The organism is Acidovorax cavernicola (assembly GCF_003581445.1).
Genome location: NZ_QXMN01000037.1, coordinates 1 through 19,728, shown reverse-complemented (window position 1 = coordinate 19,728; position 19,728 = coordinate 1). Strand labels below are relative to the sequence as shown.

Annotated in this window: 17 protein-coding genes; 12 read left to right on the top strand and 5 right to left on the bottom strand. The window is 69.1% G+C overall.

Annotation, left to right across the window (positions count from 1 at the left end; genetic code table 11):
- The first annotated feature begins 124 nt into the window (after window positions 1–124).
- Window positions 125–2,386 (top strand): acyl-CoA dehydrogenase, encoded by a 2,262-nt coding sequence (locus D3H34_RS23660; protein WP_119556688.1) that lies wholly within the window; start codon window positions 125–127, stop codon window positions 2,384–2,386.
- Here the strand turns inward: D3H34_RS23660 and D3H34_RS23655 are convergent.
- Entirely contained in the window at window positions 2,289–3,140 is an 852-nt protein-coding gene (locus D3H34_RS23655; protein ID WP_119556687.1) for a helix-turn-helix domain-containing protein, read from the bottom strand. The genes D3H34_RS23660 and D3H34_RS23655 overlap by 98 nt on opposite strands.
- Before the next feature lie 132 nt (window positions 3,141–3,272).
- Here D3H34_RS23655 and D3H34_RS23650 point away from each other — a divergent pair, with 132 nt between their 5' ends.
- From D3H34_RS23650 to D3H34_RS23600, 11 genes are all read left to right on the top strand, one after another.
- Complete coding sequence (locus D3H34_RS23650) at window positions 3,273–3,686, top strand: hypothetical protein (RefSeq protein ID WP_119556686.1); 414 nt, start codon at window positions 3,273–3,275, stop codon at window positions 3,684–3,686.
- 179 nt (window positions 3,687–3,865) lie between these two features.
- Window positions 3,866–6,733, top strand: coding sequence for an aconitate hydratase (locus D3H34_RS23645; protein ID WP_119556685.1), 2,868 nt, complete (start codon window positions 3,866–3,868; stop codon window positions 6,731–6,733).
- A gap of 12 nt (window positions 6,734–6,745) precedes the next feature.
- Window positions 6,746–7,207 (top strand): metallophosphoesterase family protein, encoded by a 462-nt coding sequence (locus D3H34_RS23640; RefSeq protein ID WP_119556684.1) that lies wholly within the window; start codon window positions 6,746–6,748, stop codon window positions 7,205–7,207.
- A 131-nt stretch (window positions 7,208–7,338) separates the two neighbouring features.
- Window positions 7,339–8,175: an iron uptake transporter permease EfeU gene (gene efeU, locus D3H34_RS23635; protein ID WP_119556683.1), complete on the top strand. Its 837-nt coding sequence runs from the start codon at window positions 7,339–7,341 to the stop codon at window positions 8,173–8,175.
- 12 nt (window positions 8,176–8,187) lie between these two features.
- A complete protein-coding gene (gene efeO, locus D3H34_RS23630) occupies window positions 8,188–9,366 on the top strand; it encodes an iron uptake system protein EfeO (RefSeq protein WP_119556682.1) in 1,179 nt (392 codons plus the stop codon).
- Window positions 9,367–9,388: 22 nt separating this feature from the next.
- A complete protein-coding gene (gene efeB / locus D3H34_RS23625) occupies window positions 9,389–10,705 on the top strand; it encodes an iron uptake transporter deferrochelatase/peroxidase subunit (protein WP_119556681.1) in 1,317 nt (438 codons plus the stop codon).
- Between the two features lie 41 nt (window positions 10,706–10,746).
- Window positions 10,747–11,583 carry an iron uptake system protein EfeO gene (gene efeO / locus D3H34_RS23620; RefSeq protein ID WP_119556680.1) on the top strand — a complete coding sequence of 279 codons (837 nt, stop codon included), beginning with the start codon at window positions 10,747–10,749 and terminating at the stop codon, window positions 11,581–11,583.
- A 133-nt stretch (window positions 11,584–11,716) separates the two neighbouring features.
- Window positions 11,717–12,016 carry a FeoA family protein gene (locus D3H34_RS23615; RefSeq protein WP_119556679.1) on the top strand — a complete coding sequence of 100 codons (300 nt, stop codon included), beginning with the start codon at window positions 11,717–11,719 and terminating at the stop codon, window positions 12,014–12,016.
- Window positions 12,009–13,904 (top strand): ferrous iron transporter B, encoded by a 1,896-nt coding sequence (feoB, locus tag D3H34_RS23610; RefSeq protein WP_119556678.1) that lies wholly within the window; start codon window positions 12,009–12,011, stop codon window positions 13,902–13,904. The genes D3H34_RS23615 and feoB overlap by 8 nt, the downstream gene beginning before the upstream one ends.
- Window positions 13,905–13,931: 27 nt before the next feature.
- Entirely contained in the window at window positions 13,932–14,225 is a 294-nt protein-coding gene (locus D3H34_RS23605) for a DUF6587 family protein (protein ID WP_119556677.1), read from the top strand.
- A 5-nt stretch (window positions 14,226–14,230) separates the two neighbouring features.
- Window positions 14,231–15,415, top strand: coding sequence for an FAD-dependent monooxygenase (locus D3H34_RS23600; RefSeq protein WP_119556676.1), 1,185 nt, complete (start codon window positions 14,231–14,233; stop codon window positions 15,413–15,415).
- Window positions 15,416–15,441: 26 nt separating this feature from the next.
- On the opposite strand, the gene D3H34_RS23595 is transcribed toward D3H34_RS23600, so the two are convergent.
- The 4 genes from D3H34_RS23595 to kynB form a co-directional block, all read right to left on the bottom strand.
- Complete coding sequence (locus D3H34_RS23595; RefSeq protein ID WP_119556675.1) at window positions 15,442–16,695, bottom strand: SMI1/KNR4 family protein; 1,254 nt, start codon at window positions 16,693–16,695, stop codon at window positions 15,442–15,444.
- Window positions 16,696–16,787: 92 nt separating this feature from the next.
- Window positions 16,788–17,648, bottom strand: coding sequence for a tryptophan 2,3-dioxygenase (gene kynA / locus D3H34_RS23590; protein WP_119556674.1), 861 nt, complete (start codon window positions 17,646–17,648; stop codon window positions 16,788–16,790).
- Window positions 17,645–18,958, bottom strand: a complete 1,314-nt coding sequence (gene kynU, locus D3H34_RS23585; RefSeq protein ID WP_119556673.1) for a kynureninase — start codon at window positions 18,956–18,958, stop codon at window positions 17,645–17,647. The genes kynA and kynU overlap by 4 nt, the downstream gene beginning before the upstream one ends.
- 13 nt (window positions 18,959–18,971) lie before the next feature.
- Window positions 18,972–19,610: an arylformamidase gene (gene kynB / locus D3H34_RS23580; RefSeq protein ID WP_119556672.1), complete on the bottom strand. Its 639-nt coding sequence runs from the start codon at window positions 19,608–19,610 to the stop codon at window positions 18,972–18,974.
- Window positions 19,611–19,728: the final 118 nt, after the last annotated feature.

Genomic DNA, 19,728 nt, shown 5'->3' with positions numbered 1-19,728 from the left:
GATCCAGGGTTCGCGCGAGCCCGTCTCCGACACGCGCGAACGCCCTTGACCGGCCCTGGCGGGGGCCGCCTCCGCCCAAGAATGGATGGACGCCGCGTGCTTCGTTGCGGCGCAAGGAGACCCCATGCCACTGGCGACCCTGATCGGCCGATGGGCGATGCAGCCCTTCTCCAAAGCCCTGCCGCCGCTGGGCGACACCGAGCGCGCCGCACTCGAAGCCGGCACGGTCGGGTTCGAAGGGCAGCTGTTCGCCGGGCGCCCCGATTTCGATGCGCTCGCAGCCGCCGGCCCCAACCAGCTCAGCGCGCAAGAAGAAGCCTTCCTGGCGAACGAGGTGCCCGCGCTGTGCCGCATGCTCGACGACCACGCCATCGACCAGGCGCGCGACCTGCCGCCCGAGGTGTGGCGCTTCCTGCGCGAGAAGCGCTTCTTCGGAATGATCATTCCCGAGGCCTACGGCGGCCTGGGCTTCGGCCACTACGCCCATGCCACGGTGGTGGCGCGCATCGCCACCATCAACGTCGCGACCGCCGTGACGGTGATGGTGCCCAACTCGCTCGGTCCCGCGGAACTGCTGCTGCGCTATGGCACAGACGCGCAGAAGGACCACTACCTGCCGCGCCTGGCCGACGGCCGCGAGCTGCCGTGCTTCGGGTTGACTTCGCCCTATGCGGGCTCGGACGCCGCCGCCATTCCCGACCGCGGCGTGCTCGTCGAGCGTGAGTTCCAGGGGCGCCGCACGCGCGGCTTCCTGGTCGACTTCGACAAGCGCTACATCACGCTCGCGCCGGTCGCCACCGTGGTCGGCCTCGCGTTCCACGCCGTCGACGAGAGCCGACCCGAAGGTCAGCGCGACCTGGGCATTACCTGCGCGCTGATTCCCGTGCCGCACGAAGGCATGGAGATCGGCCGGCGCCACCGCCCGATGGACAGCGCCTTCATGAACGGCCCGATCCACGGGCGTCAGGTGTTCGTGCCGATGGACTGGATCATCGGCGGCGAGGCGCAGGTCGGGCAGGGCTGGCGCATGCTGATGGAATGCCTGGCCGCGGGCCGCGCCATCTCGCTGCCCGCGCTCGGTTCGGCGATGCAGCAGACCGCGCTGTACGTGAGCAATGCCTACGGCCAGATCCGCGAGCAGTTCGGACTGCCGATCGGCAAGTTCCACGCGGTGGCGGGGCTGGTCACGCAGATGTCGGCCGAGCTGTACGCCAGCGATGCCGCGCGCCGCTTCACCGCCGCCGCGCTCGACGCCGGCGAGCGGCCCAGCGTGGCCAGCGCGATCCTCAAGGTGCAGCTCACCGAGGCCGGTCGGCGCGCGGTGAACCGGGGCATGGACATCCTGGGTGGCAAGGGGATCATCTCGGGCCCGTCGAACCTGCTCGGCGTGGCATACCGCCAGGCGCCGATCGCGATCACGGTGGAGGGCGCGAACATCCTCACGCGCGCGCTCATCGTGTTCGGGCAGGGCGCGGTGCGTTGCCATCCGCATGTGCTGGACGAGATGGCGGCGGTGCAGGCGAAGGACGACACGGCACTGGGCCAGGCGCTGATCGCGCACGGCAAGCACGTGGCGCGCAACCTGTGGCGCAGCCTGTTCGGCGCACCGGTGCTGGGCGATCCGCCCGAGGCATTGACGGCCGAGGCGCGGCTCATCGCGCGCATGAGTGCCAAGTACGCACTCACGGCCGACCTGGCCATGGGGCTGCTGGGAGGCAAGCTCAAGCGCATGGAGCTGCTGTCGGCGCGGCTGGGCGACGTGCTCGCGCACCTGTATCTTGCGAGCGCTTGCGTGTGGCGCTACCGGGTCGATGCGGCGCCGCAGATGCTGCCCTTTGCCCAGGCGGCGATCCGGGTGCAGCTCGATGCGGCCGGCGAGATCCTGAGCGACCTCTACGCCAACCTGCCCACGCGCGGGCGGCGGCTGATGGGCGCGCTGGTGTTGCGCCGCACGGCGCATCTGGCCCCGCTTCGCGACGTGCAGCTGACGGCGTTGGCGGAGCTGTTGCGCACGCAACCGGACGTGGTCGCGCGGCTCGCGCCCGATCTGTCGGAGCCCGGCCCGGGCGGCCTGCGCGACCTGATGCAGGCGATGGCGCTCGGTGCGCGGCTGGGCGACGAGACCGCCGCGCTCAACAAGGTGCTGCGCCGCACGCGTTCGCTCGACGAGGCCGCGCGCTCGGCCACCGACCCCGCGCTGGCGCTGGCCTACCTGCAGGCGGCCGACAAGGTGATCCAGGTCGACGACTTCGAAGGTCCGGCGCGCACGGCGGAGGGCGCAGCCGACCTCAGCCTTTCGCCTGCTGGGCCGCCAGCGCCGTCAGGGCCGCCGCCGTCTGCTCGTCCGCCGGAAAGAACGACTCCACCGCGAGTTCCTGCAACGTGACGTCCACCGGCGTGCCGAAGATCGTGATGGTGCTGATGAAGCTCAGCACGCCGCTGGGCATGACCACCTGGAACGGCACGGCCACCGCCGACAGCGCGGTGTCGAGCAGCGGCGCGTCGTGGCTCACTGCCGGCGCGGGGTAGCCCTCCAGCTCGTCGTGCAGCGCCTGCAGCACGGTGTCGCCGGTGGCGGCGATCTGCTGCTGCAGCCGTTCGAGCAGGTGCGTGCGCCACTGCGCGAGGTTGGCGATGCGCGGCGCCACGCCCTGGGGGTGCAGGCTCAGGCGCAGCACGTTGATCGGCGCCTGCAGCAGTTCGGGCGCGCAGCCTTCCATGAGCAGCGGCACCAGCGCGTTGTGTGCCACGAGGTTCCAGTGGCGGTCCACGGCCAGCGCGGGGAAGGGCTCGTGGCCCTTGAGCACGAGGTCGATGGCGCGGCGCGCCGAGGCCATGGCGGGGTCGTCGAGCGAGCGCTGGCGGTACATCGGCGCGAAGCCGGCCGCCACCAGTAGCGCGTTGCGCTCGCGCAGCGGCACCTCGAGCCGCTCGGCCAGGCGCAGCACCATCTCGCGGCTGGGCGCGGCACGGCCGGTTTCCACGTAGCTCAGGTGGCGGGTCGAAACCTCGGCTTCCTGCGCCAGGTCGAGCTGGCTCAGGCGGCGGTGGGTGCGCCAGTGCCGCAGGTGGGCGCCGAACGGATCGCGTGCGCCGGGGAGGGCGGCGGCCTTGGACGAATGGGTGCGGGGGGTGTTCATGGAGCCGCATTCTGGCGCGGCGGCGGCGCACCGCCATGACCTCCCAGGTCATCGACGCGATCCACGTCCGACGGAATCATCGACCCCAACGCAGCAGGACTGGCCCGCAGCGTACCCACCCAGGAGATTCACATGTCTGTTTTCGCTTCCCCCCGCTTCCTGTCGAACGTGATGTGGGCCGATGCCGCTTCGTGCGCCGCGACCGGCGCGCTGCAGGTCGCGTTCACCGACGTCCTCGCCAACCTGACCGGCCTGCCGGCCTGGCTGCTCATGGGCACCGGCGTGTTCCTGCTGGCCTATGCGGCCGTCGCGGCCTTCATGGCCAGCCGCGCCACGCCGCCGCGCACGCTGATCGGCCTCGTGATCGTCGGCAACTTCGCCTGGGCCGTGGCTTGTGTGGCGTTGCTGGTGAGCGGCGTGTTCGCGGTCACCGCGCTGGGCGTGGCCTGGGTGCTGGCGCAGGCGCTGTGCGTGGTCGTGTTGGCCGAGCTGCAATGGACCGGCCTGCGCCGCACACGCGGCGGCGCCCGCATGGCCCTGGCCTGAGCGCCTGACCGTCCGTGATACGCCCGGCCCATTCGTGGGACGGGCGTTTTCCGGCTTCTCGGCTTCTTGCTATGAGAACGATAGTTTCGAGAGAGTCCGACAAGGAAGACTGACTACAGCCACTGACATTGATCCTCGCTATCCTTGAGGAGCTTCCACGAACACACAGGAGTCTTCTCATGGCCAAAGCCCCGGCGCACGCGTTTGCGTCCACCCTCAAGACCTTCAAGACCGCGTCGGGCAAATCCGGCAAGTACTGGTCGCTGAAGGAGCTGGCCAAGCAGTACCCCTCCGTCGAACGCCTGCCGGTGTCGATCCGCATCGTGCTGGAGTCGGTGCTGCGCAACTGCGACGGCCAGAAGGTGTCGGCCAAGCACGTCGAAGAGCTGGCCCACTGGGCGCCCAATGCCGAGCGCACCGACGAGATCCCCTTCGTCGTCACCCGCGTGGTGCTGCAGGACTTCACCGGCGTGCCGCTGCTGGCCGACCTGGCCGCCATGCGCAGCGTGGCCGGCAAGTTGGGCAAGTCGCCCAAGACCATCGAGCCGCTGGTGCCCGTCGACCTGGTGGTCGACCACTCGGTGATGGTCGACTACTACGGCACGCCCAAGGCGCTCGACCTGAACATGAAGCTGGAGTTCCAGCGCAACAACGAGCGCTACCAGTTCATGAAGTGGGGCATGCAGGCCTTCGACACCTTCGGCGTCGTGCCGCCGGGCTTCGGCATCGTGCACCAGGTCAACCTCGAATACTTCGCGCGCGGCGTCTACAAGAGCCCGGCCGACAAGAGCGACAAACCGGTCTACTACCCCGACTCGCTGGTGGGCACCGACAGCCACACCACCATGATCAACGGCATCGGCGTGGTCGGCTGGGGCGTGGGCGGCATCGAAGCCGAGGCGGCCATGCTGGGCCAGCCGGTCTACATGCTCACGCCCGACGTGGTGGGCTTCGAGCTCACCGGCAAGCTGCGTGAAGGCGTCACGGCCACCGACCTGGTGCTGTACGTCACGTCGATCCTGCGCGCCGAGAAGGTGGTGGGCAAGTTCGTCGAGTTCTTCGGCCCCGGCGCGGCCTCCATTGCCGTGCCCGACCGCGCCACCATCGGCAACATGGCGCCCGAGTACGGTGCGACCATGGGCTTCTTCCCGGTCGACGAGATGACCGTGGCGTACTTCGAAGGCACGGGCCGCACCAAGGAAGAGGTCGAGCGCTTCGAGGCCTACTACAAGGCGCAGGGCCTGTTCGGCATGCCCAACCCGGGCGACATCGACTACACCAAGGTCGTCAAGCTCGACCTGGGCACCGTCTCGCCCAGCCTGGCCGGCCCGAAGCGCCCGCAGGATCGCATCAACCTGGGCGACCTGTCGACCAAGTTCGCCGAGCTGTACAGCAAGCCCAACGACGCCAACGGCTTCAACCAGCCGGCCGACAAGCTCAAGCTGCGCTATGCGCTGCCGCGCAACGGCCAGGACGGCGACACCGACGTCGCGCCGCCGCCGCCCGGCTCGCCGCGCCCGGTGATCGAGATGGTGGCCAACCGCCCGACCAAGGAGGCCGCGCATGTCGCCGGCAAGCCGTTGTCGGCGGCGGAAAGCGAAGTGACCATCGGCAACGGCGACGTGCTGATCGCGGCCATCACCTCGTGCACCAACACCTCCAACCCGAGCGTGATGCTCGCGGCCGGCCTGCTGGCCAAGAAGGCGGTGGAGGCGGGTCTGAAGGTCAAGCCGCACGTGAAGACTTCGCTGGCCCCTGGCTCGCGCATCGTCACCGAATACCTGGAGAAGGCCGGCCTGCTGCCGTACCTGGAGAAGCTGGGCTTCTACCTCGCGGGCTACGGCTGCACCACCTGCATCGGCAATGCCGGCGACCTCACGCCAGAGATCAACGAGGCGATCACCAAGAACGACCTGATCGGCGCGGCCGTGCTCTCGGGCAACCGCAACTTCGAGGCGCGCATCCATCCGAACCTGAAGGCCAACTTCCTGGCCTCGCCGCCGCTGGTGGTGGCCTTCGCCATCGCGGGCAACGTGCTGACCGACCTCATGACGCAACCGGTGGGCAAGGGCAAGGGTGGCAAGGACGTGTACCTGGGCGACATCTGGCCCACGCCGAAGGAGATCGACCAGAACCTGCGCTTCGCGATGAACGCCAAGTCGTTCCGCGCCAACTACGACAAGGTCAAGACCGACCCGGGAAAGTTCTGGAGCAGCATCAAGGGCACGACCGGGCAGGTGTACGACTGGCCGAAGTCGACCTACATCGCCGAGCCGCCGTTCTTCGAGGGCTTCCAGATGACGCCGCACGCGTCGGACGCCGGCATCAAGGGCGCGCGCATCATGGCGCTGTTCGGCGACTCGATCACCACCGACCACATCTCGCCGGCCGGCTCCATCAAGGAAAGCTCGCCCGCGGGCATCTGGCTCAAGGCGCACGGCGTGGCCAAGGCCGACTTCAACAGCTACGGCTCGCGCCGCGGCAACCACGACGTGATGGTGCGCGGCACCTTCGCCAACGTGCGCATCAAGAACCTGATGATCCCGCCGGACGCCAACGGCACGCAGGAAGAGGGCGGCGTCACGCTGTTCCAGCCCGGCGGCGAGAAGATGTTCATCTACGACGCGGCCATGAAGTACATGGCGCAGGACGTGCCGACCATCGTCTTCGGCGGCGAGGAATACGGCACCGGCTCCTCGCGCGACTGGGCCGCCAAGGGCACGCAGCTGCTGGGCATCAAGGCCGTGGTGGCGCGCAGCTTCGAACGCATCCACCGCGCCAACCTCGTCGGCATGGGCGTGCTGCCGCTGCAGTTCCGCGGCGCCGATTCGTGGCAGACCCTGGGCCTCACGGGCCAGGAGCAGATCGACGTGGTGATCGGCGGCGAACTCAAGCCGCAGATGGACGTGAAGCTGGTCGTGCACCGCCCCGACGGCAGCCACCAGGAAGTGACGGTGCGCCTGCGCATCGACACGCCGATCGAGGTCGACTACTACAAGCACGGCGGCATCCTGCCCTTCGTGCTGCGGCAGCTGCTCGCGGCTTGACGGTTTGACCGCTTGATCCGCGTCGGACTCATCTCCGACACCCACGGCCTGCTGCGTCCGCAGGCCGTGGAGGCGCTGCGAGGCAGCGACTTCATCGTGCATGGCGGGGACATCGGCAACGCCGGCATCCTCGAAGCGCTCGCGGCCCTTGCGCCGCTGACGGTGGTGCGCGGCAACAACGACCGCGAGGCGTGGGCCGAGGCCATTCCCGAGACGGCATTCCTGAAGGTCGGCGACGTGCATGTCTACGCGATCCACGACCTCTCCCAGATCGACATCGACCCCGCCGGTGCTGGCGTGCGTGTCGTGATCTCCGGCCACTCGCACAAACCCAAGGTCGAAGACCGCGACGGCGTGCTCTACGTCAATCCGGGCAGCGCCGGCCCACGCCGATTCAAGCTGCCTATCGCTGTGGCGGAACTGATCGTCGACGGCAGCACGGTCAACGCGCACATCGTCGAACTGACAGTGTGAACGGCGGCGGGGTTGAATACCCCTAATTGAGAATAAATCTTATTCGATGGGGTATTCTCGGACCGCTCTTTGAAAAATGCACCATCACGGGGCATTGTCAAAGGGTGCTCTTCTGTTCGAGATCCCTGCCGATGCTCATTCCCTTTCTCATCATGCTGCGCGAAGGCATCGAGGCCGCGCTGATCGTCGGCATCGTTGCCAGTTACCTGAAGCAAAGCGGTCGCGGCGGCCTGATGCCCGCGGTGTGGGTCGGCGTGCTGCTGGCCGTTGCGCTGTCGCTGTTCGCCGGTGCCGGCCTGCAACTGCTCGCAGCCGAGTTCCCGCAGAAGCAGCAGGAGCTGTTCGAGGGCGTGGTCGGGTTCATCGCCGTGATCATGCTGACCTCGATGGTGTTCTGGATGCGCAAGGCCGCGCGCTCGATCAAGGGCGAGCTGCATGCGTCCATCGACAAGGCGCTCGCGCACCACGCCGACGGCCAGGGCTGGGCGCTGATCGGCATGGTGTTCCTGGCCGTGGCGCGCGAGGGGCTGGAATCGGTCTTCTTCCTGCTGGCCGTGTTCCAGCAGAGCACCGGTTGGGAGGCGCCCGTGGGCGCACTCGCCGGCATCGCGGTGTCTGTGGTCATCGGCTGGGGCATCTACTCGGGCGGCGTGCGGCTCGACCTGCGCCGCTTCTTCCGCTTCACGGGCCTGTTCATCCTGCTGGTCGCCGCCGGGCTGCTGGCCGGCGTGCTGCGCAAGCTGCACGAGGCCGGCGTGTGGAACCAGCTGCAGACGGTGGTGTTCGACATGAGCGAAACCCTGCCGATGGACAGCCCCGTGGGTGCCGTGCTGTCGGGCCTGCTGGGCTACCAGGCGGCGCCGGTGGTGGGCGAGGTGATCGTCTACCTGGCCTTCCTGGCCGTGGCCCTGTTCTTCTTCCTGCGCCCCGCCGCCGCTCCGGCGCCGCGTGCCGTTGCCGCCGGCTGATCCTCTTTTTCCATGTCTTCTTCCTCCTCTTCTTCATCGACGCTCATGCGCGTCGCCGTGGGCGCCTCGGCGCTGCTGGTCGTCGCCGGCCTCGCGGCCTTCTGGTACGCCTCGAACGAGGCGCGCAAGGCGCCGCCCAAGGCGGTCGACCATGCCGTCACGGTCACGATCCAGGGCAACGCCTGCGACCCGAACGAGATCACCGTGCCCGCGGGGCGCACCACCTTCACCATCGTCAACAAGTCGAACCGCGCGCTGGAGTGGGAAATTCTCGACGGCGTGATGGTGGTGGAAGAGCGCGAGAACATCGCGCCGGGCTTCTCGCAGACCATGACGGTCAAGCTCTCGCCGGGCGATTTCGCCATCACCTGCGGCCTGCTGAGCAATCCGCGCGGCAAGCTGCATGTCACGCCGTCGGCGGCGTCGCAGGCCGAGGAGGCCCGGCCTTCGCTGGTCAACTACGTGGGCGCGCTGGCCGAGTACCAGGTGTTCCTGCGCCTGGAAGCCGGCACGCTCGATGACGCGGTGCGCGCCCTGGCCGACGCGGTCAAGGCGGGCGACCTGAAGCAGGCGCGCGCGCTCTATGCGCCGGCGCACCAGGCCTACAAGCGCATCGAGCCGATGGGCGAGTTGTTCGCCGACCTCGACACGCGCATCAACGCCCGCGCCGACTACTTCGAGAAGCGCGAGGCCGACCCGGGCTTCAGCGGTTTCCATCGCATCGAGTACGCGCTGTACGGGCAAGGCGATCCGAAAGCCCTGGCCCCCGTCCTCGACCAGCTGCTGGGCGACATCGAGACGCTGCAGACGCGCCTGCGCGCGCTGAGCGTGCCGCCCGAGCGCCTAGCCAGCGCCGCCTCGAAGCTGCTGCGCCGCGTGGCCGACAACCTGCCGGCCGGCGGCGAGGACCACTACGGCCATGCCGAACTGGTGAACCTGCAGGGCAGCTACGAAGGCACGAAGAAGATCGCCGACCTGCTGCAGCCGCTGCTGGTCAAGGCCGCGCCTGCGCAGCAGAAGGCCGTGGACGAGCGCTTCGCCGCCTTCGACGCCGCACTGGCGCCGTACCGCGAAGGCGAGGGCTTCAAGCCCGCGCCGCTGGACGAGGCGCAGCGCAAGGCACTGGCCGAGCCGGTGCGCGCGCTCGCCGAAGAGCTGGGCAAGGTCAACGCCGCGCTCGGCCTGGAATGAGTTGAGAGAGAACGACGACCCCATGGAACCGACGAAGAAGAACGACGCCGCCCCCGACGCGGGGCAACCCACCTCGCCGCACCGCCGCCGCATGCTCGGCGCCGCGGGCGTGGCCTTTGCCGGCCTCGCGGCCTCCGCGCGTGCCGGCGCCGCCGTGCCGGGCGCGCCCGAGACCGGCCCGCAGGTCACCGATGCGCCGCAGAGCACGCACACGCAGGACCGCGTGCCCTTCCTGGGCCGGCACCAGGCCGGCGTCGTCACGGCCCGCCCTACGGCCGGCATGATCGCGTCGTTCTACGTGCTGGCCGAGAACCGCGCCGACCTGGAGCGGCTGTTCCGCGTGCTCACCGAGCGCGTCGCCTTCCTCACGCAGGGCGGCCCGCAGACCGACCCCGATCCCAAGCTGCCGCCCGCGGGCTCCGGCATCCTCGGGCCGGTGGTGCAGCCCGACGCGCTGACTGTGACCGTGTCGGTCGGCGCCTCGCTCTTCGACGAGCGCTTCGGCCTCGCCGCCAGGAAGCCCAAGCGCCTGAACCAGATGCAGCGCCACCCCAACGACGCGCTCGACGCCGCGCTGTGCCACGGGGACCTGTCGATCCAGTTCTGCGCGAACACGCCCGACACCAACATCCACGCGCTGCGCGACATCATCAAGAACCTGCCCGACCTGCTCGTGCTGCACTGGAAGCAGGAGGGCACCGTGCCGCCGATCCCGGCGGTGCCCGGCAAGCCGGCCGAGAGCGCGCGCAATTTCCTGGGCTTTCGCGACGGCTCGGCCAACCCTGATTCGGCGGACGACACGCTCATGGACAAGCTCGTCTGGGTGCCCGCCGGCGGCGACGAGCCGGCCTGGGCCGCGGGCGGCAGCTACCAGGCGGTGCGCATCATCCGCAACTTCGTCGAGCGCTGGGACCGCACGCCGCTGCAGGAGCAGGAAGCCATCATGGGCCGCCTCAAGCCCAGCGGCGCGCCACTGGACGGCGGCCACACCGAGCACGAGGTGCCCGACTACACGAAGGACCCCGAAGGCAAGGTCACGCCGATGGACGCGCACATCCGCCTGGCGAACCCGCGCACCAAGGCCTCGGACGCCAACCTGATGCTGCGCCGGCCCTTCAACTATTCGAACGGCGTGACCAAGTCGGGCCAGCTCGAGATGGGTCTGCTGTTCATCTGCTACCAGGCCGACCTCGAGAAGGGCTTCATCGCCGTGCAGACGCGGCTCGATGGCGAGCCGCTCGAGGAATACATCAAGCCCATCGGCGGCGGCTTCTTCTTCACGCTGCCGGGCGTGCGCGACGCGCGCGACTGGCTCGGGCGCAGCCTGCTGGCCGCCTGACGACCCCTTTCATCACCACCGCATCGCATTCAAGGAGATCCATGACCGTGCAGTTCCGCCGCCGCTTCCTCGCCACTTTCGTCGCAGGCTTCGCCGGGCTCTATGCCGTCGGCGCGCAGGCGGCCGTGTCGCCGCTCGAACTGGTCGGCCCGATCTCGGACTACAAGCTCTATGTGGCGCAGAACGTGCGCAAGCTGGCCGCCGACGTGCGCGTCTTCACTGCCGCGGTGAAGGCCGGCGACATCGAGAAGGCCAAGAAGCTCTACGCGCCCACGCGCACCAGCTACGAGCGCGTCGAGCCGGTGGCCGAGCTGTTCACCGACCTCGACCAGTCGATCGACTCGCGCGCGGACGACCATGAGAAGGCCGAGAAAGACCCGGCCTTCATCGGCTTCCACCGCATCGAGTACAGCCTGTGGACGCTCAAGACCACCAAGGACCTGAACCCCGTGGCCGACAAGCTGCTGGCCGACGTGCTCGAGCTGCAAAAGCGCCTGGGCGCGCTGACCTTCCCGCCCGAAAAGGTCGTGGGCGGTGCCGCCGTGCTGATGGAAGAGGTGGCCGCCACCAAGATTTCCGGCGAGGAGAACCGCTACAGCCACACCGACCTGTGGGACTTTCAGTCCAACTTCGAGGGCGCCTACAAGATCGTCGAACTGCTGCGCCCGCTGGTCGTGAAGCAGGACAAGGCCTTCGCGGACAAGGCCGACGCCAACTTCAAGGTCGTGTTCGACACGCTGGCCAAGTACCGCACGACCGATGGCGGCTTCGAGACCTATTCGAAGCTGACCGACCGCGACCGCAAGCTGCTGGCGGGTCGGGTGAACACGCTGGCGGAAGACCTGTCGAAGCTGCGCGGGATGCTCGGACTGAACTGAGTCCGGCCCCTGGGGGCGCTGTTTCCCGGCTGACCCGCCACTTTTTGGGGTTGGTCAGGTTTTCGCGAGTGAGAATTGCTAGCATCTAGGTTTTGCTTACAAGCGTGCCGGATGGACCGGGGCGCCCCCCACCGTGCGAAACAACGACCTCGGCGCAGCGCCGACCACCACCGCGCTGAGCCTCGACCAGCTTCCGACCCATCAGTGGGCCACCGTGCTCGACGTGGCGCGCCCCGACGGCGCGGAAGACCGCGAGCTGGTGCTGCGCCTGACCGAAATCGGCTTCGTGCCGGGCGAGGCCGTGCGCATCGTCGCCACTGGCACGCCGGGCCGCGAGCCGCTGGCCGTGCGCCTGGGCCACACCACCTTCGCGCTGCGCCGCCACGAGGCCGCGCTGATCCACGTCACGCCGGGAGCCGCGAACCATGGTTGAAGCCGTCATCCAGGGCCCGGGCCGTCTCGGTGCCACCGCACAGCCGGGGCGCATCGCGCTGCTGGGCAACCCCAACTGCGGCAAGACCGCGCTCTTCAACCTGCTGACCGGCAGCCGCCAGAAGGTCGCCAACTACGCCGGCGTGACCGTCGAGCGCAAGGAAGGCACGTTGCGCACGGCGTCGGGGCGCCGCGTGTTCGTGCTCGACCTGCCGGGCGCCTACAGCCTGAACGCGCTGAGCGCCGACGAGGCCGTCACGCGCGACATCGTCACCGGCCAGACGCAGGAGGCCTTGCCCGACCTGCTGGTGTGCGTGACCGACGCCACCAACCTGCGCCTGAACCTGCGCCTCGTGCTCGAAGCCCGCCAGTTGGGCCTGCCGATGGTGGTGGCGCTCAACATGACCGACATGGCCAAGAAGCAGGGCATCACGGTCGACACGGCCGTGCTGTCGCGCGAACTCGGCGTGCCGGTGATCGAGACCGTGGGCGTTCACAGCGGCGGTGCCAAGGGCCTGCTCGAAGCCCTGGACCAGCCGGTGGCCGCCGCCGCGCCCCAGCCCTGGCAGGCGCCCGGGCTGGACGACGTGCTCGCCACGCAGCGCGAGGTGCGCCGCATCCTCGGCCTGGCCGTGAAGGAGCCGGTGGGCAGCCTCGATACCAGCGACCGCATCGACCGCATCGTGATGCACCCGGTGTGGGGCATGCTGGTGCTGGCGGTCACCATGTTCCTGATGTTCCAGGCCGTGTTCAGCTGGGCCAACGTGCCGATGGACGCCATCAAGGCCGGCACCGAAGGGCTGGGCAACCTGATCAAGACGCACATGCCCGAAGGCATGCTGCAGAGCCTGCTGGTCGACGGCGTGATCGCGGGCGTGGGCGGCGTGATCGTCTTCCTGCCGCAGATCCTGATCCTGTTCCTGTTCATCCTCGCTCTGGAAGACTCGGGCTACCTGCCGCGCGCGGCCTTCCTGCTCGACCGCGTGATGGGCACCGTCGGCTTGTCGGGCCGCTCGTTCATTCCGCTGTTGTCGAGCTTTGCCTGCGCCATTCCGGGCGTGATGGCCACGCGCACCATCAGCAACTGGCGCGACCGCATCACGACGATCATGATCGCGCCGCTCATGACCTGTTCGGCGCGGCTGCCGGTGTATGCGCTGCTCATCGCAGCCTTCATTCCGGCGCGCGACGTGGGCGGCATCTTCAACCTGCAGGGCGTGGTGCTGTTCGCGCTGTACGTGTTCGGCATCGTCTCGGCGATGGCCGTGGCCTGGGTCATGAAGCGCTTCCGCGACAGCACGAAGCATTCGCCGCTCCTGATGGAGTTGCCGGCCTACCGCTGGCCGAACCCGCGCAACCTGCTGTTGGGGCTGTACGAGCGGGCCTGGATCTTCATCCAGCGCGTGGGCACGATCATCCTCACGCTCACGATCCTGCTGTGGTTCCTGTCGACCTTCCCGTCGCCGCCCGAAGGCGCGACCGGCCCCGCCATCCAGTACAGCCTGGCCGGCATGATCGGCCGCGGGCTGGAGCACATCTTCGCGCCCATCGGCTTCAACTGGCAGATCTCGATCGCGCTGGTGCCGGGCATGGCCGCGCGCGAAGTCGCGGTGGGCGCGCTGGGCACGGTGTACGCGCTCTCGGCCACCGGCGACGACGTGGCCGGCGCGCTGGAGCCGCTCATCGCCGGCAGCTGGACGCTCGCGACCGCGCTGTCGCTGCTGGTCTGGTACGTGTTCGCGCCGCAGTGCATCTCGACGCTGGCGGCCGTCAAGCGCGAAACCGGCTCCTGGAAATACGTGTGGATCATGGCGGGCTACTTATTCGCCCTCGCATACGTGGCATGCTTCTTGACCTACCGCATTGCACTCGCATTCGGTGCGGGGTAAAACGCCAGGGAAAGGTTTGAAGAAGACATGACACAGCAACTGATCGTCGGATTGATCGTCGCGGCCGCCGCGCTCTACGCGGTCTGGCGCTGGATGCCCGCCGGCTGGCGCCGCGGCGCGGCGCGCAAGCTGGCGGCTGGCACGCAGCGCACGGGCCTCATCGATCAGACCCGCGCCGATCAACTCGCAGCCTCGCTGGCCAAGACCTCGGGCTGCGGCTCGTGCGACAGCTGCGGCAGCTGCGCTCCCAAGAAACCCGCTGGCGCCGACCCGGCCGACAGCCACAGCCCCACGCTGACTTCCACGCCCGCCGGACGCTGAGTCCGATGCCCGCGCACATCCTCGTCGCCGGGGGCGGGATCGGGGGGCTGGCCACGGCGCTGGCGCTGTCCCGCGCCCACCACCGCGCCGACGTTTTCGAACAGGCCGCCGATTTCGGCGAGATCGGTGCCGGCGTGCAGCTCGGCCCCAACGCCACCCGCCGCCTTCAACAGCTCGACCTCGGCCGCGGCCTTGCAGCGATTGCAGCGCGCCCCGATGCGCTGGTGGTCCACAGCGCCGGCAGCGGCGCCGAACTGGCCCGCATGCCGCTGGGCGACGCCGTGCAGCAGCGCTACGGCGCGCCTTACTGCTGCGTGCACCGGGCCGACCTGCATACCTTGCTGCTCGAGGCCGTGCGTGCGCAGGGCACGGGTTCGCTGGTCACGGCTGCGCGCATCCGCGAGGTCGAGACCAGCGACGACCTGGTCTGTGTCTCGAGCACCGACGCGCGCGCCTGGGAGGGCGAGGCGCTGGTGGGCGCCGATGGCCTCTGGAGCCTGGTGCGCGCACAGCTCGAATCCGCTTCCGCCGAGGCGCCGCCGCGCGTGACGGGCCACACGGCGTGGCGTGCGCTGGTGCGCCAGTCCGATCTGCCTGCCGCGCTGCGCCGCACGCGCGTCGATGTCTGGCTTGGGCCGCGCCTGCACGCGGTCGCGTACCCGGTGCGCGCGGGCGATGCCCTCAACGTGGTCGTGATCGCCGAATCCGCACCGGCCGGTGACGCGCGCGATTGGGACCAGGCCAGCAGCCTCGCGGCGCTGAAGCAGGCCATGGGGCGCAGCTGCGCGAGTCTTCAGTCACTGCTCGATGCGATGCCGGGCTGGCGTGCGTGGACGCTGAGCGATCGCGCCCCCGTGGCGGGGCCGGGCGACATGGCGCACGAACGCGTGGCGCTGGTGGGCGATGCCGCGCATCCGATGGTGCCGTACCTTGCGCAAGGCGCGGGCATGGCGATCGAGGATGCGATCGCCCTGGCACAAGCCTTGGGCGATACCTCGGCGGCCGGGGTGCCGGCTGCGTTCGCGCGCTATGCCGAGGCGCGCTGGGAACGCAACGCGCAGGTGCAGGCACGGGCGCGTCGCAATGGCGAGATCTTCCATGCCACGGGTGTCGTGCGCTTCGGGCGCGACATGGCGATGCGGGTGTTGGGATCCCGGCTGCTGGACCAGCCCTGGTTGTACGGGGGCTGATTCAGGGACCGTCGCCCTGCATGACCTCAGAGCCTGAACGTCTGCAGATGCTCGATGCGCTCGGCCAGTCCTTCCTGTCCGAGGTAGTGCCCATGCGTCCCGTCGCGCATCTGCGCGAGCGTGGTTTCCAGCTCGAGCAGTGTCGCGTCGCGGTCAGACACGAAGGCCGGCGGCACGTCGATGCCGAGCCGCGTGCAGGCGTCGGCGATCAGGTGTGCGCTGGCGGGGGCGCCGCAGGCCGCGCATTTCACGATGGCTGCCACGGTGGGCTCGGCGCCGTTGTCCAGCAGGGCTTGCGTGAGTTCGGGCGAGATCTGGCCGTCGATGTTGCGCAGCACGTCGGGCGCCACCGGTGCGCCCGCGCGCACCAGCGCTGCCGCCGCCGCGAAGGCGCTGTGTCCCACGGCCACGTCGGTGGCGAGCGCGCTGCCTTGCTGCGGGCCTTCGAAGTTCAGGCCCGCAGCGGCGAGTTCGGCGACCAGCGCGGCGTCGTCGGTGGCGATGGCATGACGCAGGGCCGCGCGTGCGAGTGCCGGGTGATGGCGCAGCGTGCCGTCGGCGAGCGGGGTGCGCCAGTCGACCATCGCGCGGCAATAGAAGGTGACCAGCTTGTCCATCAGGTCGAGGTCCAGCCCGTACCCTTCGTGGCGGTCGTCGAGGTAGGCGAGCAGCGCCTGCCCCGAGAAGTAGTCGCTCGTGGGGGCCAGCGGGTCTTCGTCCAGGTGCAGTGCCGCGAAGGCGCCGTACAGGTCGGCGGCGATGGGGCTCAGGCCGTCTTCGTGCAGCGCGTGGGTCCAGGCCGGCGGCAGGCCCTGCTTCCATGCGATCACCTGGCCGTGTGCGTCGCCGGGTTCCACCACGGCGTAGATGCGGTCGCAGTATTCGAAGCCGCCGATGGGCAGGTGCGTGAGCTTGCCACTCCAGGGCGTGCCGCCGTCTTCGGCGGCTTCTTCGGCGAGCTCCTGTTCGTGTTCGATCCAGCCTTGCAGGTCGCGGTAGCCGTCGCTGCCGTCCCAGAACAGCTCCGACCAGCTGATGCCCTCGACGTTGCCGTTCATCGGCAGGGCGAGGTCGTAGTCGAGGCGTCCGCCCGCCGTGTGCTGCCACAGCGCGACGAGCGCCTCGGGCAGCGGACCGGCGCACAGCGCCTGCACGGCCGCGATCTGCTGCGCGGGCATGGGCGGCTGCGCATCGAAGATCACGCGCTGCGCGAACAGCACCACGCCGTGTTCGCGCAGGATGGAGAGCTCTTCGGCAGAGAACGAGGTGTTGTTGTTCATGGCAGCAGCCTCCGTGTTCTCCAAAATGTAGCGGTTTGCGCCAATGGAGCAACCCTCGTTCGCCCGGGGCCGTTGCGAACCCGCGTGTCGCGTCAGAGGTCGGTGCGCAGCTTCCAGATTTCGGGGAACAGCACCACGTCGAGCATCTTGCGCAGGTAGCTCACGCCGCCCGTGCCGCCGGTGCCGCGCTTGAAGCCGATCACGCGCTCGACCGTGGTCACGTGGCGGAAGCGCCAGAGGCGGAAGGCGTCTTCGAGGTCGGTGAGCTTTTCGCCGAGCTGGTACAGGTCCCAGTGGTCGTGCGGGTTGCGGTAGACCGCGAGCCAGGCGGCCTCGACGCCGTCGCTCGATTCATAGGGCTGGGTCCAGTCGCGCTCCAGCCGGTCGGCGGGCACGGGCAGGCCGTGGCGCGCGAGCAGGCGCAGCGATTCGTCGTACAGCGAGGGCGCGCGGTAGGCTGCATCCACCTGTGCGAGCAGGTCGGCGCGGTGCGCGTGCGGCTTGAGCATGGCGGCATTCTTGTTGCCCAGCAGGAATTCGATGCAGCGGTACTGCGCACTCTGGAAGCCGCTGGAGTTGGCGAGGTAGGGGCGCATGGCCGTGTACTCGGGCGGCGTCATGGTCGAGAGCACGGTCCACGCGCTCACCAGCTGTTCCATGATGCGGCTCACGCGCGCGAGCATCTTGAAGGCGTCGGGCAGCTGCTCCTGCGCGATGCAACGCACGGCGGCGTGCAGCTCGTGCAGCATGAGCTTCATCCAGAGTTCGCTGGTCTGGTGCTGCACGATGAAGAGCATCTCGTCGTGCGCGGGCGACAGCGGATGCTGCGCGTTGAGGATCTCGTCCAGGTGCAGGTAGTCGCCGTAGCTCATCGACGCGCTGAAATCCAGCTGCGCCTTTTCCTCGTGGACGATGCTTTCGGGGGTCTTGTTGTTGTCGTTGTCGGTGCTCATGTCACTGCGTTCTTGCGGTTGAATTCGGCGCGTCGCCATTCGCCGGTTTCGAGCACCTGCACGAAGTGCTCGACAGCATTCCACACGTCCTCGAAGCCGAGGTACAGCGGCGTGAAGCCGAAGCGCAGGATGTCGGGCATCTGCGAATCGCCGGCGCGGTAGTCGCCGATCACGCCGCGTGCGATCAGGGCCTGCACGATGGCGTAGGCGCCTGAGCCGCTTTGCGGCTCTTCCAGGTTCTGGCGGCTCAGGCACACCTGCGAACCGCGCAGCGCGTGGTCGCGCGGCGTGACGAGCGAAAGGCCCTGGCCTGCGCAGCGTTCTTCGATCAGGCGGATGAACAGGTCGGTCAGCGCGAGCGACTTGGTGCGCAGCGCGGCCATCGCTCCGCCCGTGCCGTTGAAGGCTTCGGCGGCGAGCACGGTGTCCAGGCCGCATTCGAGTCCGGCCAGCGCGATGACCGGCTGCGTGCCGCACAGGTAGCGGCCGACGCCGGGGGCGGGGCGGTAGTGCGGCGTGAACTCGAAGGGCGCCGCATGGCCCCACCAGCCCGACAGCGGCTGCTCGAACTGGCCCGCGTGCTTCGTGTTCACCCACGCGAAGGCCGGCGCGCCGGGACCGCCGTTGAGGTACTTGTAGCCGCAGCCGATGGCGTAGTCGGCGTTGCTGTCGTTCAGCGCCACGGGCACGGCGCCCGCGCTGTGTGCAAGGTCCCACACGGTGAGCGCACCCACGGCGTGCGCGGCCGCGGTGACGGCCTTCATGTCGTGCATGGCACCGGTGCGGTAGTTGACGTGCGTGAGCATCAGCACGGCGACTTCGTCGGTCAGCGCAGAGTTCGGGCCCTGCAGTTCGCTCGCGTCGATGAGCTTCAGCGTGAAGCCGCGTTCGCGGCACAGCGATTCGGCGATGTACAGGTCGGTCGGGAAGTTGCTGCGTTCGCTCACGACGAGCTTGCGGCCGCTGGCCTTCTGCTGCGAGAGTGCGGCGAACAGCACCTTGTAGAGATTGACCGAGGTGCTGTCGGTGCACACCACCTCGCCGGGCGCGGCGCCGATGAGCCGCGCCACCTTGTCGCCCAGGCGCTGCGGCAGGTCGAACCAGCTCGCGGTATTCCAGGAGCGGATCAGGCCTTCGCCCCATTCCTTGGTCACCACTTCGGCGATGCGCGCGGGCGCGGCCTTGGGCAGCACGCCGAGGGAATTGCCGTCGAGGTAGAGCACGCCCTCGGGCAGGGTGAATTGGTCGCGCAGGGCGCGCAGCGGGTCTTGCGCGTCGAGCGCGCGGCAGTCGGCAAGGGTCGTCGTCATGGAAGGGATGGTTTCAGCGGGGAAGTTCGCGCAGCACGGCGCGCACGGGGGAGGCATCGGCGCTCGTCAGCTTGAGCGGCAGCGCGATGAGTTCGTAGTCGCCCTCGGGCACCTCGTCGAGCACGAGGTTCTCGAGCACGCGCAGGTCGAGGTGGCGGATGCGCTGGTGGCTGTCGAGCGTCTTGCTGTCGGCCGGGTCGATGCTGGCGGTGTCGATGCCGATGAGCTTCACACCCATGGCCGCCAGGCGCTCGACGGTGGCCGGCTCGTAGGCCGCGAGCTGCGGGTCCCAGCGATCGACCGGCATGGCCTGGTAGGTGCGCACCAGCACGCGTGCGGGCAGCGTGTCGGTCACGGCGTGCGCGATGTGTTCCCAGGTGACGAGCGGGCCGCGGCCAATCGCATGGATCACGCGGCAGGGGCCGATGAAAGGCGTGAGGTCGACGTGGCCGATGGTCTGGCCTTCGGGCGCGTAGTGCAGCGGCGCGTCGGCATGGGTGCCCACATGCGGCGACAGCGTGATCGCGCTCACGTTGACCGGGCAGCCGGGCGAGATCGTCGCGCACCATTGCTGGCTGTAGGGCGTGTCGCCCGGGAATACCGGGCTCGCGTCGTGGATCGGGGGGGAGATGTCCCAGAGTTGCTGTGGCATGGTCATTCAACTGTATACCGCCAGTGGCGCGCGGCAAGCGGCGCGCGGCTAGTGGCGCGCGGCTAGCGGCGCCGGAACCAGACCGCGTAGACCAGCAGCAGCACGCCCAGGAACGGCA

Excerpts from the sequence above, each read along its gene's own strand:
- kynA (WP_119556674.1), bottom strand. The coding sequence starts at position 17,648 with ATGAGCACCGACAACGACAACAACAAGACCCCCGAAAGCATCGTCCAC.
- efeU (WP_119556683.1), top strand. The coding sequence starts at position 7,339 with ATGCTCATTCCCTTTCTCATCATGCTGCGCGAAGGCATCGAGGCCGCG.
- D3H34_RS23650 (WP_119556686.1), top strand. The coding sequence starts at position 3,273 with ATGTCTGTTTTCGCTTCCCCCCGCTTCCTGTCGAACGTGATGTGGGCC.
- D3H34_RS23655 (WP_119556687.1), bottom strand. The coding sequence starts at position 3,140 with ATGAACACCCCCCGCACCCATTCGTCCAAGGCCGCCGCCCTCCCCGGC.
- kynB (WP_119556672.1), bottom strand. The coding sequence starts at position 19,610 with ATGCCACAGCAACTCTGGGACATCTCCCCCCCGATCCACGACGCGAGC.
- D3H34_RS23600 (WP_119556676.1), top strand. The coding sequence starts at position 14,231 with ATGCCCGCGCACATCCTCGTCGCCGGGGGCGGGATCGGGGGGCTGGCC.
- D3H34_RS23660 (WP_119556688.1), top strand. The coding sequence starts at position 125 with ATGCCACTGGCGACCCTGATCGGCCGATGGGCGATGCAGCCCTTCTCC.
- efeB (WP_119556681.1), top strand. The coding sequence starts at position 9,389 with ATGGAACCGACGAAGAAGAACGACGCCGCCCCCGACGCGGGGCAACCC.
- feoB (WP_119556678.1), top strand. The coding sequence starts at position 12,009 with ATGGTTGAAGCCGTCATCCAGGGCCCGGGCCGTCTCGGTGCCACCGCA.
- D3H34_RS23595 (WP_119556675.1), bottom strand. The coding sequence starts at position 16,695 with ATGAACAACAACACCTCGTTCTCTGCCGAAGAGCTCTCCATCCTGCGC.
- kynU (WP_119556673.1), bottom strand. The coding sequence starts at position 18,958 with ATGACGACGACCCTTGCCGACTGCCGCGCGCTCGACGCGCAAGACCCG.
- D3H34_RS23645 (WP_119556685.1), top strand. The coding sequence starts at position 3,866 with ATGGCCAAAGCCCCGGCGCACGCGTTTGCGTCCACCCTCAAGACCTTC.
- D3H34_RS23605 (WP_119556677.1), top strand. The coding sequence starts at position 13,932 with ATGACACAGCAACTGATCGTCGGATTGATCGTCGCGGCCGCCGCGCTC.
- efeO (WP_119556682.1), top strand. The coding sequence starts at position 8,188 with ATGTCTTCTTCCTCCTCTTCTTCATCGACGCTCATGCGCGTCGCCGTG.
- efeO (WP_119556680.1), top strand. The coding sequence starts at position 10,747 with ATGACCGTGCAGTTCCGCCGCCGCTTCCTCGCCACTTTCGTCGCAGGC.